Below are 15,013 nucleotides of genomic sequence, written 5' to 3'. Positions count from 1 at the left end.
CTAAAGCAATCAGTGAGGTCAGTTGGTCACAGTTTCGCACGATGCTTGAATATAAAGCCAAGTGGTATGGAAAGAAGATTGTAACCGTTGCAAGAAACTTCCCGTCTAGTCAGCTATGTTCAAGCTGTGGCTACCGCAATCAAAACGTTAAAAATCTCGCCTTACGTGAATGGACCTGTAATGATTGTGGGAAACATCACGATCGAGACCTTAACGCAAGTATAAATATCAAAAAAGAAGCCATAAGACTTCTAACCGTAGGTACTACGGGGCTAGCCTAATCAATAACTGGCGGTTACGCTGGTGTTCTTAGGAATCCCCCACTTCAAACAACCATAAGGTTGTTAAGTGGCGGGTAGTTCAATATTATTTAGTCAGAAATATTACTATTTAGTTTTCATCTGATAAAGTGAATCGATTATCTCTGACTAAAAAATGCTCATTACACTGAATGTGATAATGAGCATTTTTAATTGGTAAAACTTTTCTCGAATGAAAACGCATTCATTTATAAAGTTCAAAAAAAGTGGTTGCTTTTTGATTTCATGAAGCATATACTTGTTAGCAATAAATATTTTTTACTTTAATACATAAAAGCATGTGTGCATAAAAGTAAAAAAGAGGTGAGACAAAAATTGAAAAATTCAAAAGCATTATTGATTTTATTCATCGGACTGATGGTATTGAGTGGCTGTAGCTCATCTGAAGGTGGATCAAGTGCTCAGGAAGTGAGCAAAGACGACGCTGATTTTGTTGTCGGAATCTCGCAAATTGAAGAGCACCCTGCATTAGACAGTGCGACAGAAGGGTTTAAACAAGCATTAAAAGATGCTGGATTAGAAGTTCATTTCGATTTTTCCTCGGCACAAGGTGATGCGAATACCAATCAATTGATTGCTGAAAAGTTCGTCAGTAATGATGTTGATTTAATATTCGCCAACTCAACACCAAGTGCACAAGGTGCTTTAAATGAAACAGAAGAAATTCCTATTGTATTTACTTCTGTAACAGATCCTGTTGGTGCAAACTTAGTAGAATCCTTCGAAAATCCTGGTGGAAATGTAACAGGTACGGCAGATATGCATCCAGATAATATTAAAAAAACATTGGAGCTTGTTAAAAATATGGGTCTTGAATCACTTGGGCTCATCTACAATGCCAGTGAACAGAATTCGAAAACACAGATCGAATTAGTCAATGAAGAAGCAAAAGCGGTCGATGTGAAGACAGTGGAAAAAACAATTTCATCATCTTCAGAAGTGAAGCAAGCAACAGAAGCCATGGTCGGTGATGTGGATTCGATTTTGATTATTACCGATAACACAGTCATTAGTGCATTGGATTCCGTATTGCAAGTTGGCCATGCTGAATCCATTCCAGTGTTTGTCTCTGAACATGATGCAGTTGAATCAGGAGGTTTTGCTGCATTTGGCTTTGATTACTTTGACATTGGCTATGAAGCAGGCGAGAAAGCCGTTGAAATTTTGAAAGACGGTAAAAAACCAGGGGAAATTCCAGCAACGTACCCTCAAAACTTGAAGCTACAAATCAATGAGGATGCTGCGATAAAGATGGGTGTCGAATTGACGGATGAATTGAAAGAGAAAGCGACACTTATTTCAGGGGAATAGTTTCAAGCAAAAGAAAGGCTACAAAAGAAAAATTGATTATGACTAAAAAAGGAGAGAGCGAAATGAAAAAGTTGCAAGGTTGGTTGGTTTTATTAATTGGATTGTTGGTATTAAGTGCATGCGGTTCGTCCGATGATGAATCAAGTGCTGAGGAAGTGAACAAGGACGACGCTGATTTTGTTGTCGGGATCTCGCAAATTGAAGAGCACCCTGCATTGGACAGTGCAACAGAAGGGTTTAAACAGGCATTAAAGGATGCTGGATTAGAAGTTCATTTCGATTTCTCTTCCGCACAAGGTGATGCAAATACAAACCAATTGATTGCTGAAAAATTTGTCAGTAACGATGTTGATTTAATATTCGCCAACTCGACACCGAGTGCACAAGGTGCTTTAAATGAAACAGAAGAAATTCCGATTGTATTTACTTCTGTAACGGATCCTGTTGGCGCAAACTTGGTTGAATCATTTGAAAATCCTGGAGGCAATGTTACGGGAACAGCGGATATGCATCCGGATACGGTTAAGAAGACTCTAGAACTTGTCAAAGAAATGGGCTTTGAATCACTTGGATTGGTATACAATGCCAGTGAGCAAAACTCAAAAACACAGATTGAATTAGTCAATGAAGAGGCGAAAGCAGCTGGTGTAAATACAGTTGAAAAAACAATCTCATCTTCATCAGAAGTAAAGCAAGCAACAGAAGCTTTGGTTGGCGACGTTGATTCGATCTTGATTATTACCGATAACACAGTCGTTAGCGCACTGGAATCTGTATTACAAGTCGGCCATTCTGAATCCATTCCGGTTTTCGTATCCGAACACTCTTCTGTTGAAGGCGGTGGGCTTGCGGCATTTGGTTTTGATTACTATGACATCGGCTATGAAGCGGGCGAGAAAGCCGTTGAAATTTTGAAAGACGATAAAAACCCAGGAGATATCCCTGCAACATACCCTCAAAACTTGAAGCTATTAGTCAACGAGGATGCAGCAGAAAAAATGGGTGTCGAATTGACAGATGAATTAAAAGAGAAAGCGGAACTCATTTCAGGCGAATAAGTTCTAAGTGAAAGCTACGCTAAAAAGGAGAATCGCTCATGATTACATCATTGTACGGTGCATTAGAAACAGGTTTAATATATGCCATCATGGCACTCGGTGTCTATATATCGTTTCGGATTTTAGACTTTCCGGATTTAACGGTAGATGGAAGCTTTGTGACCGGCGGAGGTGTCGCGGCAATTTCAATTATCGGTGGTGTTGATCCGATTGTTGCGACATTACTCGGATTTGTTGCTGGATTCCTCGTCGGTTGTATAACAGGGCTTTTGCATACAAAAGGAAACATCAATCCACTTCTAGCGGGGATCATCATGATGATTGGACTTTACTCCGTTAACCTAAGAATTATGGGGCAGGCAAACCTTTCATTATTGAATGAAATAACATTATTTTCACAGTTGAAAGGAATCTTCGAGAGTCTTTCATTAGATGCTGTTTTCTTTGCGCCTTATGAATGGCTCGGATTAAGCGCTTATGCTCCAAGATCATTTTATGCGATCGTGATGATGCTCCTCGTCGTTCTCATTGTGAAAAAGTCTCTCGATATCTTTTTACAAACAGAAACGGGCTTAGCGCTAAGAGCAACGGGTGATAACCAAACGATGGTAAGAAGTTTCTCGGCAAACACGAATGTGTATATCATTTTAGGAATTGGTTTAGCCAATGCGCTCGTAGCATTAAGTGGGGCGCTGGTCGTACAATACAACGGTTTTGCGGATGTGAACCTCGGTGTCGGAATGATTGTTGTTGGGCTTGCTTCCGTTATTATCGGTGAAGTGTTATTCGGTAAAAAAACGATTGTCCGTACGACATTGGCTGTCATTTGCGGAGCGATTGTATACCGAGCAATTTATGCGATGGCATTGCGGGTTGATTTTCTCGAAGCAAGTGATATGAAGTTGATTACCGCTCTAATCGTTGTCGCAGCCCTAGTTATTCCAAATATGCTGCAAAAGAGTAGTGAAAAACGTCAATTCAAAAGATCCCAGAAAGCACTTGCGAAAGTGGAACGGCAGAAGGGAGAGGTGCAGATTGTTAACGCTAAATCAAATTCATAAAACATTCTATGCGAACACACCTGACGAAAGGCGTGCAATTTCTGACCTTTCACAAACGTTGAACGAAGGCGATTTCGTCACGATTATCGGCAGTAACGGAGCGGGGAAGTCAACCTTACTGAATCTGCTCGCCGGAACATTATTGCCAGATGCTGGCGATATTCATTTAAACAATCAAAATTTAACCCCGTTACCGGAAGAAAAACGAGCGAAATGGATTGGGCGCGTATTCCAGAACCCGATGGCAGGGACTGCACCGAACATGACCATTGAAGAAAACATGATGATTTCTTTAGGGCGAACACAGAAAAGAAGTTTGTTTAGAGGAATGACGAAGAAAAAGCGTGAACAATTCAAAGAGCACCTGTCTACGCTTGAAATTGGTCTAGAGAACCGACTGAACACAAAAGTCGGGCTGTTATCAGGTGGGGAACGTCAAGCCTTGTCTTTATTAATGGCTACATTCACTGAGCCACAAATTTTGTTGCTGGATGAACATACGGCAGCACTCGATCCATCTAAACAAGAGCTAATCTTATCATTGACACGGGAGCTTGTTGAAAAGCACTCCTTAACGACAATTATGGTCACGCATCAAATGGAACAAGCAATCGACTTCGGAAATCGGCTATGGATGATGGATGAAGGAAAGATTATTTTCGAAGCGGAAGATGAAGAAAAGGATAAGTTAACGGTTCCGGATTTATTGTCCGCCTTCCAAGAGATTCGTGGAACGAAAATGGCGAATGATCGGGCGTTGTTGGCGAAGTAGTATCGATCAACAATTAATGTTGAAGCTTTAAAGATTAACGTTGAAGAAACAGAAATTAATGTTGAAGCTTTAAAGATTAACGTTGAAGGTCGCTGAATCAATGTTGAAGATTACCTTCTGAACGTTGAAGTGTCATAATTTATCATAAAATCAATAAAATAGTGTTTAGCGAAATAGTTATATTATGATTAAAATGAGTAGTTTTTTACATGAATTTATCGGAATTTGTGTAAAAACTGCTCATTTTTTGTTGCGTTCATCGCCAATCATAGACAAACCTAAATTTTACAAAAATGAAAGAAATCCTTACCATAAAGTTAATCTTGTAAAGGAGTGATTGTGCATGGAAAAACCCTTACTTAATTTAACGACATTGGCGATTGTTCCTCAACCTAAAGATGGAAAAAAGTTTGGGTCGTTCGTCTTGGAAAAAAATCAAGAATACTTTACGGATGATTCGCCAAAACAATTTGTCGATCGTGGATGCTTATTCTACGGTTCTAGTCTAAAAGGAAGACTGGAAGGCACCCGAGCAATTTTTGGCGTTAATCGCAAAGCCCCAATTGTGATTGATCCGATGTTAGGCATGTTCTTTTTACCAACCACTTCCCCAAATTCCTCCGAGTGTACGTGGATTTCCCACCAACATATTGAACGCCTCGAAAAAGTCGATTCCAAACGAACAATTATCCATTTTCAAGGAGGTAAACAATTGACGGTCAATGTTTCTTATCGCTCGCTGACCAACCAAGTATTGCGTACAGCTCAGTATAGGCATTTGCTGATGGAACGTATTACGAAACCTCAGGAGAGCGATTAAGGTAAGCTAGCCGCATCAGCTCATACAAGATTTGCTCAACCTTTTTCCGAACCGCTGGATTGAAATAACGCCTTTCCTCTTCATACCCTCTTGCCATAAATAAGTATGTGGAAAACGAATCATCCTTCTGTAAAAAAACGACCTCAACATTCATATCCCTCATTTTTTTTCGTAATTGACGGCGTTCAATTCGTGCGCGATATTCCATTTTCCGCAGGAGCTCTAAATAGGGCTCCTTGATCTTAAATGGACCGGACTCGACGAATTGAATATCTTTCTCGACGACAATAATAGCCATAGATAAAAATAAGTATCTGGATGCGGTATGATGTTCTTCTTTACTTAAATATCTCATGATGATGCCTCCATCCTTGACTATCGAACATTTGTTCCATTATACTATGAGGTATCGAACAATTCAATGACAAATACGAAATGGTTGTTAAAAATAGTAGGCAAAAGACGGCTTTTTCTATACAATGAAAGAAGATAGAAAAGATTGGAGAAAGTCGTATGTCGCTTGAATATTCAACGTTAGACGAATTATCAACTTTAATTTCTGATACAGTCATTGGCCATATGATTATACGTATTCTTGAACTTTACGGAAGCTTCGGGCCAGTTCCTGGAATCCTTCTTCCGTTTATCGAAGCTTTTTTGCCATTTTTGCCAATTATCGTCTTTATCTTAGCGAATAGCATTGTATATGGGTTGTTTTTTGGATTCATCTTTTCGTGGATTGGTGCAGTTCTTGGCGCGACGTTATTATTTATTGTCCTACGGAAGATGGAACAATTTGAATGGATTCAAAAAATTAAAGCACAAAAACAGGTTCGGAAAATCACAGCGTTTTTTGATCGGCGTGGATTTGGACCATTGTTTCTACTGCTATGCTTCCCATTCTCGCCATCTGCTCTAATTAATGTTGTGGCAGCATTCTCTAGAATATCCATTCAACAGTTTGTTTTAGCGCTTATATTAGGGAAGGCTGTAATGATTTTTTCTGTATCCTATGTAGGGAGCAGTATAACATCTTTCGCTACAAATCCGACAAAAGCCATTATTATTGGTATTTGTATTGTCATTGTTTGGGCAATTGGAAAATTCATCGAAGCTCGGATGAACTCAAAGGCGAACCAATTTGATTCTGAAAATAAGGATAACGAATAAAATGAAAGACTGGTAAATGGACTACCTTCCGTTTTCAGTCTTTTTTCTAAAAGGGGGAAGATCATTGGCACTTCAGTGGATAACTGGAAGATCGGGTGCGAATGTCACCGAATACATATTGGATGAACTGGAAGAAAAATTATTAATGGACCCTACAGGGGATCCGATTTACTATATCGTTCCTGATCAAATGGCGTTTCAAGTGGAGTATGAATTAATTCGGAACCGTCGTATTAAAGGTTCAACCCGTGCACAAGTGTTGAGCTTCTCCAGGTTGGCTTGGTATTTATTTCAGCAAGTAGGCGGTGGAACGAAGCCGTTTATCACGAGCACAGGGACACAGATGATGCTTCGCAAAATCGTCGAAGAGTATAAAGAAAGCTTTGATAGCTTCCAAAAAGCAATGGAAAAACAAGGCTTTATTGACCGTCTCGAAAAAATGATTACCGAAATGAAGCGTTATCGAATCAACCCAGAAATCTTACAAAATATCGTTTTAGAGCTTGAACATAAAGACCGACTGTCGGCAAATGAGTTAGCTCTTCATGCGAAATTAAAAGATTTACAGCTAATTTATGCTCAAATGCAAGAGCGAATGAGTGACTTATATATCGATGCCGAAGATCAAATGGAATTGTTCGTTGCGAAAATGGGAGAAACGAACTTTTTTCAAAATGCTAGTTTTTATATTGATGGCTTTCATCGCTTTACACCGCAGGAGCTTTTTGTCATGGAGGCAATTATGCGGCAGGCAAAAGAAGTAAAAGTAGCGATGACGCTCGATGACATAGAAGGATCAGTAGATGAGTTGGATCTATTTCATCAACCACGTACGACTTTCGAACAACTGAACCAAATTGCTGAGCACGCGAATGTTCGCGTTCTTCATTCGATTCAGTTGGACCCTGAAACGCGGCGATTTCGCCATAATAAAGCGATGCAACATTTGGAGAAAAACCTTGAGGCAAATCCAATGCCTACTTACAACGGTGAGACTCCAATTACTTTTATGGAAGCTGTTCATCCACGTGCAGAGGTAGAACGGATTGCACAAGAAATTATTCGTTTAGTTCGTGATGAGCAGTATCGTTATCGTGATTTTGCCTTATTGATTCGTGATCAAGATACGTATAATGACTTGATTGAAACGATTTTCGAAGACTACGGCATTCCTTTTTTCGTCGATCAAAAGAAATCGATGCTTCATCATCCATTGATTGAGCTTGTTCGAACAGGCATTGAATTGATCGAACGAAACTGGTCTTATGATGCAATGTTTCGTTTGTTGAAAACAGGATTTATCCCAGCATCAGATCAAGGGAATCCGCTCGATGAAAAAGCAATCGATTTCTTGGAAAATTATGTGCTGGAATATGGTATTCGTAGAAAAGATCAATGGACAAGCGATTATACATGGAAGTATGAACGCTTAAGCGGCATCTCTTTCCGGAAACAGACATCAGAAGAACAACAAATTCAAATACAGATTAATAAGTATCGAAAACAAGTGTTAGATGCTCTTGAATCGTTTGATTATGCCTATCGACAAGCTAATACCGTAAAAGAAAAATGTGTCGCCATTTATGAATGGCTAGAAGATATTCAAGTTGGTAAGCAATTAGAGCGCTTGCGTGATTCATATGAAGAAGCAGGCAAAGTTGAAACGGCTCATGAACAGGAACAAGCCTGGAACGCATTGATTGGTTTATTGGATGAATTCGTTGAGATGCTCGGTGATGATGAGCTATCAGATCAGCTGTTCAGACAACTTGTTGAAGCTGGAATTGGGACGTTGGAGTTTTCTCAAGTCCCACCATCGATTGACCACGTCATTGTAGGGGATGTCGAACGGTCGAGAATCCGTAATGTCCGTGTCGGTTTTATTCTCGGTGTCATTGAAGGACAGTATCCACAAAAGCCAGCTTCGGATGGCTTAGTAACGGATGAAGAGCGTGAAATGTTAGAAGAAGTCGGTATGACTTTAGCCGACAGAGCGGACCGTGTGCTACTGGACGACCGTTTTTATATTTATCTCGCATTAACGTTACCATCTGACCAGCTATGGATCAGTTATCCATTAAGCGATGAAGAAGGAAAAACGAAAACACCTGCCCAATTGATCAAACGGCTCAAAAACATGTTCCCTGAAGCGGAAAGTAAATGGGTATTGGATGATGAAGATGAGGAAGAACCTTTACGCTTCATCGCAAATCCGACGAAGTCTCGTGCCGTGTTGACGAAAGAGTTATCCAAGTATTTACGCGGCTATCTAATTGCGGATAGTTACTGGGATACTCTTCATTGGTATATGGACCAGGAAGATTCAAAAACACGCATGATTTTAACGAGTCTATTTCATTCAAATTTACCCGTATCCATCAATGAAGATACGACAAAAGAGCTATTTTCCGAAACGATTCAATCCAGTGTTTCCCGATTAGAAACCTATTTCCAATGTTCCTATCATTATTTCTCTCAATACACGCTTGGTTTAAAAGAGAGAAAGCAATTTAAATTGGAAGCCCCAGATATCGGCCAGCTGTTCCATGAGTCGTTACGATTAATTACGGAATGGGTACAGCGAGATGGAAAAGCGTTATTCGAATTGACCAATGAAGATGTAGAGAATTACGCAAATGAAGCGATCACGTACTTGGCACCGATTTTAAATAATCAAATTTTATTTAGCTCTAATCGTTATCGATACATTTTATATAAATTACGACATGTTATTTTACGAGCGACAAATATGCTCGTCTATCAATCGAAACAGTCCGAGTTTAAACCGGTTGGCATTGAAATCGGTTTTGGTCGTAATCAAGAGCTACCTCCGCTTGTCCTTGATTTGGCGGGTGGTTACCAATTGGAGCTCAATGGCCGTGTGGACCGGGTGGATCAAACAGAGATTGATAATGACTTGTATCTTCGTATTATTGACTATAAATCTAGCGAGAAAGATTTGAGCCTAGTCGACGTCTATTACGGGCTGTCTTTGCAAATGCTAACTTATTTGGATGTCGTCTTAACTCATTCGGAAAAATGGCTTGGAAAAAAAGCGGACCCAGCAGGTGTTTTGTACTTCCATGTGCATAATCCGATTATTAATAATCCACTATCGGAAGAACAGCTGGAGAAAGAACTACTGAAGGAATACCGAATGAAAGGATTGCTGCTTGAAGACAGACAAATCGCATCTGCAATGGATACCTCGATGGAATCAGGGACAAGTCAAATTGCACCGTTTGGTTTCAAAAAAGATGGAGCGTTCACGAAATCATCAAACATCATGGATAGGGAATTATTCGGTCGCATGAGTCAATACACTCGTTCTTTGATGAAACAAGCAGGAGATGAAATCGTCCAAGGTGAAGTTAAGTTAAACCCATACGAAAGCAATAACCAGATTGCTTGTACGTTTTGTCCGTTCAACTCCGTCTGTCAATTTGACCCGAAGCTAGAAGAGAATGATTTCCGTCGATTGAAACCCGAAAAAGATGAAATCATCTTATCCAAAATGATGCCGAAAGGGGGAGAATGAGCATGAACTGGACAAAAGAACAAGAACAAGCCATCTATGAGGATGGAAAAGACATTTTAGTTGCCGCTGCAGCTGGTTCAGGGAAAACTGCTGTATTGGTCGAACGAATCATCCAAAAAATCACGCGTGAAAATGACCCATATGAAATCGATGAAATGCTCGTTGCGACATTTACGAATGCAGCGGCCCAAGAGATGCGGACGCGTGTCGGGCAAGCGTTGGAAAAAGCACTTGCTGAATATCCAGATTCTCAACATTTACGAAAACAATTATCGTTATTACAAAAAGCTCATATCTCCACCTTGCACGCATTTTGTATGGAAGTCGTTCGTAAATATGGTTTCGAGCTGGAAATCGATCCAGGTTTTCGTATATTGGACGATGTCGAGTCTGATTTATTAAGAAATGATTTATTACAAGAAACGTTTGAAAAATGGTATGGAAAAGAAGGGGAAGAGCAAGAAGCTTTCTTTCGTTTTGTCGATAGTTTTTCCAATGACCGGAATGACCAAGCTGTCATGGATCTTGTATTAAAGGTCTATGAATTTTCACGCCAGCACCCTGACCCAGATGATTGGCTTGACCGACTTTCAGAAAGCTATGACGTTCGCGATGACATGTCGATGGATAAGTTAGAATGGATGCCGATTGTTCGGAAAGACATTGAAGAAAAGATTTCCGCGATGGAATTTGAAGCCCTTCAAGCATTGGAGATGGCTCAATTCCCAGAAGGCCCTGCCCACTATGTCGATACGTTGGAGAAGGACCTTCAACAAATTCAACTCGTGAAAAATTCACTTCAGCAACCATGGGAGCAGCTTTACGAAGTATTTCATGAGCAAAAAACATTCGGACGTTTATCCGGGAAAAAAGCGGAATGTGATGAAGATCTAAAAAAGTCAGTCAAAGACTTGCGTGACAAATTTAAAAAACGAATGGAGAAGCTGGTGGAACGATGGTTTTCTAGACACCCAGATTCTCTATTGAATGATTTACAAAAAATCAAACCACAAATTGAACAGCTCGTCACCGTTGTGAAAGAATTTCATGACAAATTTCAGCAAGAGAAGAAAGAACAAGCGGTTGTTGATTTTTCTGATCTTGAGCATTATTGTGTCCAAATTTTATCCGATGGGAAAGATGAAGCGGGACAATATTTGCCTTCTTACATCGCCAATCAATATCGAAAACAATTTCGAGAAGTGCTCATTGATGAATACCAAGATACGAACTTAGTTCAAGAGGCGATCTTGCAGCTGTTAACTGCAGGAGAGGATGCTGGTCAATTATTCATGGTCGGCGACGTAAAGCAAAGTATTTATCGCTTCCGTCATGCGGAACCGACATTATTCATGAAAAAGTACAAAGACTTTCAGCGAGAAGAATTAGCGGCTACACGGATTGATCTGGCACGGAATTTCAGAAGCCGAAAAGAAGTATTAGATGGTGCGAACTATATTTTTCGTCAGCTATTGGATGAACGTGTCGGGGAGATGGAGTATGAAAAAGAAGCCGAGTTGATCTATAGCAACAAAGTCTATGAAAAACTGACAACGACGAATGTCGAATGTGAATTACATGTCGTCCGGAAAGATGAAGAGGATTCCGTCGAAAACGATGAATGGAAATATTTAAAAGATGCCCAAATTGAGGCGCGTACGTACGCCAAAAAAATCAAAGATTGGATTGAAAACAGTCAAATCATCGATAAGGGAACTGAGCAGCCACGCTCGATTCAATATCGAGACATCGTCGTGTTAATGCGTTCGATGACGTGGGCGCCAGTCATTGAAGATGAATTGAGACAAATGGGTATACCTGTTTATGCCGATCTATCGACAGGCTATTTGGAAGCGATGGAAATCCAAGTGATGATGAACGTCTTGCGAATTATCGATAATCCAATGCAAGATATCCCATTGGCGAGTGTACTGAAATCTCCGATCGTCGGAATTACAGAGGATGGACTGGCTAAAATTCGTTTAAAAGGAAAAAGAGAATCTTTTTATCAAGCAATGTTGAATTATATACGAGCAGGCGAAGATTCCTCTTTAGTTGAACAACTAAAACAGCTAAAAGGACTGCTTGAAAGCTGGCGAGAAGAAGCCCGCTATGGTTCATTATCTAAATTAATTTGGAAAATTTACCGGGACACTGCTTATTTTGAATATGTCGGTGGGACGCCAGGCGGTAAGCAACGCCAAGCAAACTTACGAGCATTATATGATCGCGCACGATCTTATGAACGCTCGTCTTATCAAGGCTTGTTTCGATTTTTGCGTTTTATCGAACGGATGGAAGAACGTAACAAAAACCTCGCTTCGGCAAGAGCGCTCGGCGAGCAAGAAGACGTTGTTCGTATCATGACGATTCATAGCAGTAAAGGTCTTGAGTTTCCTTATGTCATCTTAGGTGCAGCCGGACGTGAATTTAACCAACAGGATACAAAAGGACGCTATATATTGCATAAAGATTATGGTTTGGCTTCGAAATATATGGATGTCGACCAGCGAATTTTGTATAATACGTTTCCGTTTGAAGCATTGAAAGTCGCAACAGCAAGAGAGTCACTTGCTGAAGAAATGAGAGTGCTTTATGTCGCACTGACACGTGCAAAAGAAAAGCTCGTCGTCGTTGGTCAAAGTAAAGATTGGCAAAAACAATTGGAAAAATGGAATGAAGTAGCCAACCATTCGGAATGGGTATTGCCGCCTCATACACGAACGGACCAAGCGACTTATTTAAATTGGATTGGATCTGCCTTGATTCGACACCAGCGGAACGATGAGTTGCGAATTTCTGGCTTGGCCGGTGGAATACCAGATGAGATTCGCCAAGATGAATCAAAATGGACGATTCATGTAGATCATGCCAGTGAATATCTGGATCCAGAATGGATTACTGCAGAGCGAGACGAAAAGTTATACAAAGCGATTCAGCAGTGGCGTGCAGACTATTTGCCTGAGCGATCCGAACAATATGAGGAAGTTGACCGTCGCTTACGTTTCCGCTATCCATATCAAACGAGTGCGGACAAACGGGCGAAGCAAACGGTAACGGAGATCAAGCGTTTAAGGCAGCCGGTGGATGAATATGGCGCCGCCGACATCGTTAGTCAACGACCACGTATTTCATTGGAGCGTCCGCGTTTCATGCAAGTTGATCAAAAGCCATTGACGAAAGCTGAAGCGGGTAGTGCTATGCACACCATGATGCAGCATATCCCAGTGAATAAGGAATGGAACGCTGAGCAATTAGAAGAATTTATTCAAGAGCTCGTATTCAAAGAAGCGTTAACACCGGATGAGGGAGATGTCATCAACCGGGAAGCGATTTTGACGTTGATGAATTCCGATGTTGGAGCAATGCTTACGAATGCTGTTTCGGTTGAGCGGGAAATTCCATTCACGATGGAAGTTGCAGCAAGTAAGATTTACCCAGATTGGGAAGACCCAACTGATGAATCTGTACTCGTTCAAGGGGTTATAGATTGCTTGGTTGAAACAGAAAATGGATATGAATTAATTGATTACAAAACGGATACGATTACCGGGGAATTGACAGATGAGAAAATCAATGACTTGAAACAACGCTACGAAACACAAGTTGAGCTTTATAAGCAGGCGATTGAAATGATTTGGAACATCGAACTGAATCATGTGTATTTATATTTTTTCGATCGAAACTTGCTCATTGATACAAACGAGGAATAATGAAGTTAATAGGCGAGGCTTCTATAGCTAAATGTAGAAGCCTCGTTATTTATGTTTATTTTAAGAAATTCAAAATATATGATGAGTAAACCAACAAATATTTTTGATAAATTCTTTAAGTTTAAAATGTATGCGCATTTATGTTACTAGGATTAAAACGTCATTTAGGTGATTTACATAATCATGGTCTTGAAAGCTTATCAAATAAGTGCAAAAGATTATTTTAAAAAGCACTTAACAGCTCTGCAAACGGGCCGAATTGTGTGGAACAATGGTATAGTATTTACATAATTTGAATGGAAGGTGTGATGGCTTATGACATATAATCTAAACTATTCTAAAGTGGACACAGGGACGTTTGCCATTAGGAAAAAATCTATGCCAAGGAGACATCACAATGAAAACAGAAGAGATCAGACTCCAATTAAAGACGGATAGATTGGTAATAAGGCCGTTACAGAATCAGGATTATGAACGGTGGTTGGAGGGTTGTCGTAATAGATTTCCTTCACAGTACAAGTACGACGACGATAAAATGGATTTGAGTGGATGGACACAGCAAAAATTTAATGATGATGTAGTTTCAAAGCTCCAAAAATATGCTGACCAAGACGAAGCGTATGTCTTCGGTGTTTTTCGAAGGTCAGATCAAAAACAAATTGGTAAGGTTGAACTTGAAACAATAATGAGAGGCGAATTTCAGTGGGGGTTATTAGGTTATACCATTCACAACCAATTTTGGCGTAATGGTTACGGAAAAGAAGCAGTAAAAGGAACGCTTAATATCGCTTTTAAAAACCTTCAATTCCATCGTATTGAAGCTCATATCAATGTTGATAATGAACCTTCCATTAAACTAGCGGAGAGTATAGGAATGGAATATGAATGCACAAGGAAAGGATTTATATTTGAATTTAATGAATGGACTGACAACCTTGTGTACTATATGAACTCCAAGTAGATTTTGTCGGGCGTAATTTCACAAAAATGAATTGCGCCCACTGTTTATTAACGGACGTGATTGCGGAAGAAAAGATTATACAATTCAATGTTGAAGGAGCTTGATTATCCAAGTTCCTTTTTATCGATTTAGGCGAGAAGACTCCATCCTCAGGCGAAGCCAGGGTGGAGATGAATCGCCTTCGGACAAAAGATGACAATAGTCATCTTTTGCCGAAAATGAGGTTATTACTTCCCAAACACAATCTGGTAGTGTATAATAAGAACGTACGTTCCTTGTTAGGGGTGAA

Annotated in this window: 11 protein-coding genes; 10 read left to right on the top strand and 1 reads right to left on the bottom strand. The window is 40.1% G+C overall.

The features are described from left to right. From FPQ13_RS12245 to FPQ13_RS12220, 6 genes are all read left to right on the top strand, one after another. Positions 1-281, top strand: a 281-nt coding sequence (locus tag FPQ13_RS12245) for an RNA-guided endonuclease TnpB family protein (protein WP_144089610.1), incomplete at its 5' end; no start/stop codon positions are given. A 396-nt stretch (positions 282-677) separates the two neighbouring features. Then, positions 678-1,631, top strand: coding sequence for an ABC transporter substrate-binding protein (locus FPQ13_RS12240; protein WP_144089611.1), 954 nt, complete (start codon positions 678-680; stop codon positions 1,629-1,631). 62 nt (positions 1,632-1,693) lie between these two features. After that, entirely contained in the window at positions 1,694-2,689 is a 996-nt protein-coding gene (locus FPQ13_RS12235) for an ABC transporter substrate-binding protein (RefSeq protein ID WP_144089609.1), read from the top strand. Between the two features lie 38 nt (positions 2,690-2,727). Continuing rightward, positions 2,728-3,750, top strand: coding sequence for an ABC transporter permease (locus FPQ13_RS12230; protein ID WP_144089608.1), 1,023 nt, complete (start codon positions 2,728-2,730; stop codon positions 3,748-3,750). Further along, on the top strand, positions 3,725-4,522 hold the full coding sequence (locus tag FPQ13_RS12225; protein ID WP_144089607.1) for an ABC transporter ATP-binding protein: 798 nt from the start codon (positions 3,725-3,727) through the stop codon (positions 4,520-4,522). The genes FPQ13_RS12230 and FPQ13_RS12225 overlap by 26 nt, the downstream gene beginning before the upstream one ends. Positions 4,523-4,865: 343 nt before the next feature. Beyond that, positions 4,866-5,342, top strand: a complete 477-nt coding sequence (locus FPQ13_RS12220; protein ID WP_144089606.1) for a competence protein ComK — start codon at positions 4,866-4,868, stop codon at positions 5,340-5,342. Here FPQ13_RS12220 and FPQ13_RS12215 read toward each other — a convergent pair. Further along, complete coding sequence (locus FPQ13_RS12215; RefSeq protein WP_144089605.1) at positions 5,317-5,697, bottom strand: YhjD family protein; 381 nt, start codon at positions 5,695-5,697, stop codon at positions 5,317-5,319. The two genes, FPQ13_RS12220 and FPQ13_RS12215, sit on opposite strands and share 26 nt — an antisense overlap. A 158-nt stretch (positions 5,698-5,855) precedes the next feature. Between FPQ13_RS12215 and FPQ13_RS12210 the strand changes: the two genes are divergently transcribed. The 4 genes from FPQ13_RS12210 to FPQ13_RS12195 all read left to right on the top strand — a co-directional run bounded on the left by FPQ13_RS12210 (position 5,856) and on the right by FPQ13_RS12195 (position 14,724). Beyond that, positions 5,856-6,512, top strand: a complete 657-nt coding sequence (locus FPQ13_RS12210; RefSeq protein ID WP_144089604.1) for a TVP38/TMEM64 family protein — start codon at positions 5,856-5,858, stop codon at positions 6,510-6,512. Between the two features lie 64 nt (positions 6,513-6,576). Then, entirely contained in the window at positions 6,577-10,050 is a 3,474-nt protein-coding gene (gene addB / locus FPQ13_RS12205; protein ID WP_144089603.1) for a helicase-exonuclease AddAB subunit AddB, read from the top strand. A gap of 2 nt (positions 10,051-10,052) precedes the next feature. Beyond that, the gene (addA, locus tag FPQ13_RS12200; protein WP_144089602.1) at positions 10,053-13,763 is read left to right on the top strand and encodes a helicase-exonuclease AddAB subunit AddA; all 3,711 of its coding nucleotides are present in this window, start codon (positions 10,053-10,055) and stop codon (positions 13,761-13,763) included. A 397-nt stretch (positions 13,764-14,160) separates the two neighbouring features. Continuing rightward, positions 14,161-14,724 carry a GNAT family N-acetyltransferase gene (locus FPQ13_RS12195; protein ID WP_144089601.1) on the top strand — a complete coding sequence of 188 codons (564 nt, stop codon included), beginning with the start codon at positions 14,161-14,163 and terminating at the stop codon, positions 14,722-14,724. Positions 14,725-15,013 lie beyond the last annotated feature (289 nt).

Origin of the sequence: Allobacillus salarius (genome assembly GCF_007559425.1) — a bacterium.
Lineage (GTDB): Bacteria > Bacillota > Bacilli > Bacillales > Alkalibacillaceae > Allobacillus > Allobacillus salarius.
The sequence above is the reverse complement of the archived record's forward strand: the minus strand, read 5'-3'. Positions and strand labels throughout refer to the sequence as shown.

Excerpts from the sequence above, each read along its gene's own strand:
- FPQ13_RS12210 (WP_144089604.1), top strand. The coding sequence starts at position 5,856 with ATGTCGCTTGAATATTCAACGTTAGACGAATTATCAACTTTAATTTCT.
- FPQ13_RS12215 (WP_144089605.1), bottom strand. The coding sequence starts at position 5,697 with ATGAGATATTTAAGTAAAGAAGAACATCATACCGCATCCAGATACTTA.
- FPQ13_RS12235 (WP_144089609.1), top strand. The coding sequence starts at position 1,694 with ATGAAAAAGTTGCAAGGTTGGTTGGTTTTATTAATTGGATTGTTGGTA.
- FPQ13_RS12220 (WP_144089606.1), top strand. The coding sequence starts at position 4,866 with ATGGAAAAACCCTTACTTAATTTAACGACATTGGCGATTGTTCCTCAA.
- addA (WP_144089602.1), top strand. The coding sequence starts at position 10,053 with ATGAACTGGACAAAAGAACAAGAACAAGCCATCTATGAGGATGGAAAA.
- FPQ13_RS12240 (WP_144089611.1), top strand. The coding sequence starts at position 678 with ATGGTATTGAGTGGCTGTAGCTCATCTGAAGGTGGATCAAGTGCTCAG.
- FPQ13_RS12195 (WP_144089601.1), top strand. The coding sequence starts at position 14,161 with ATGAAAACAGAAGAGATCAGACTCCAATTAAAGACGGATAGATTGGTA.
- FPQ13_RS12230 (WP_144089608.1), top strand. The coding sequence starts at position 2,728 with ATGATTACATCATTGTACGGTGCATTAGAAACAGGTTTAATATATGCC.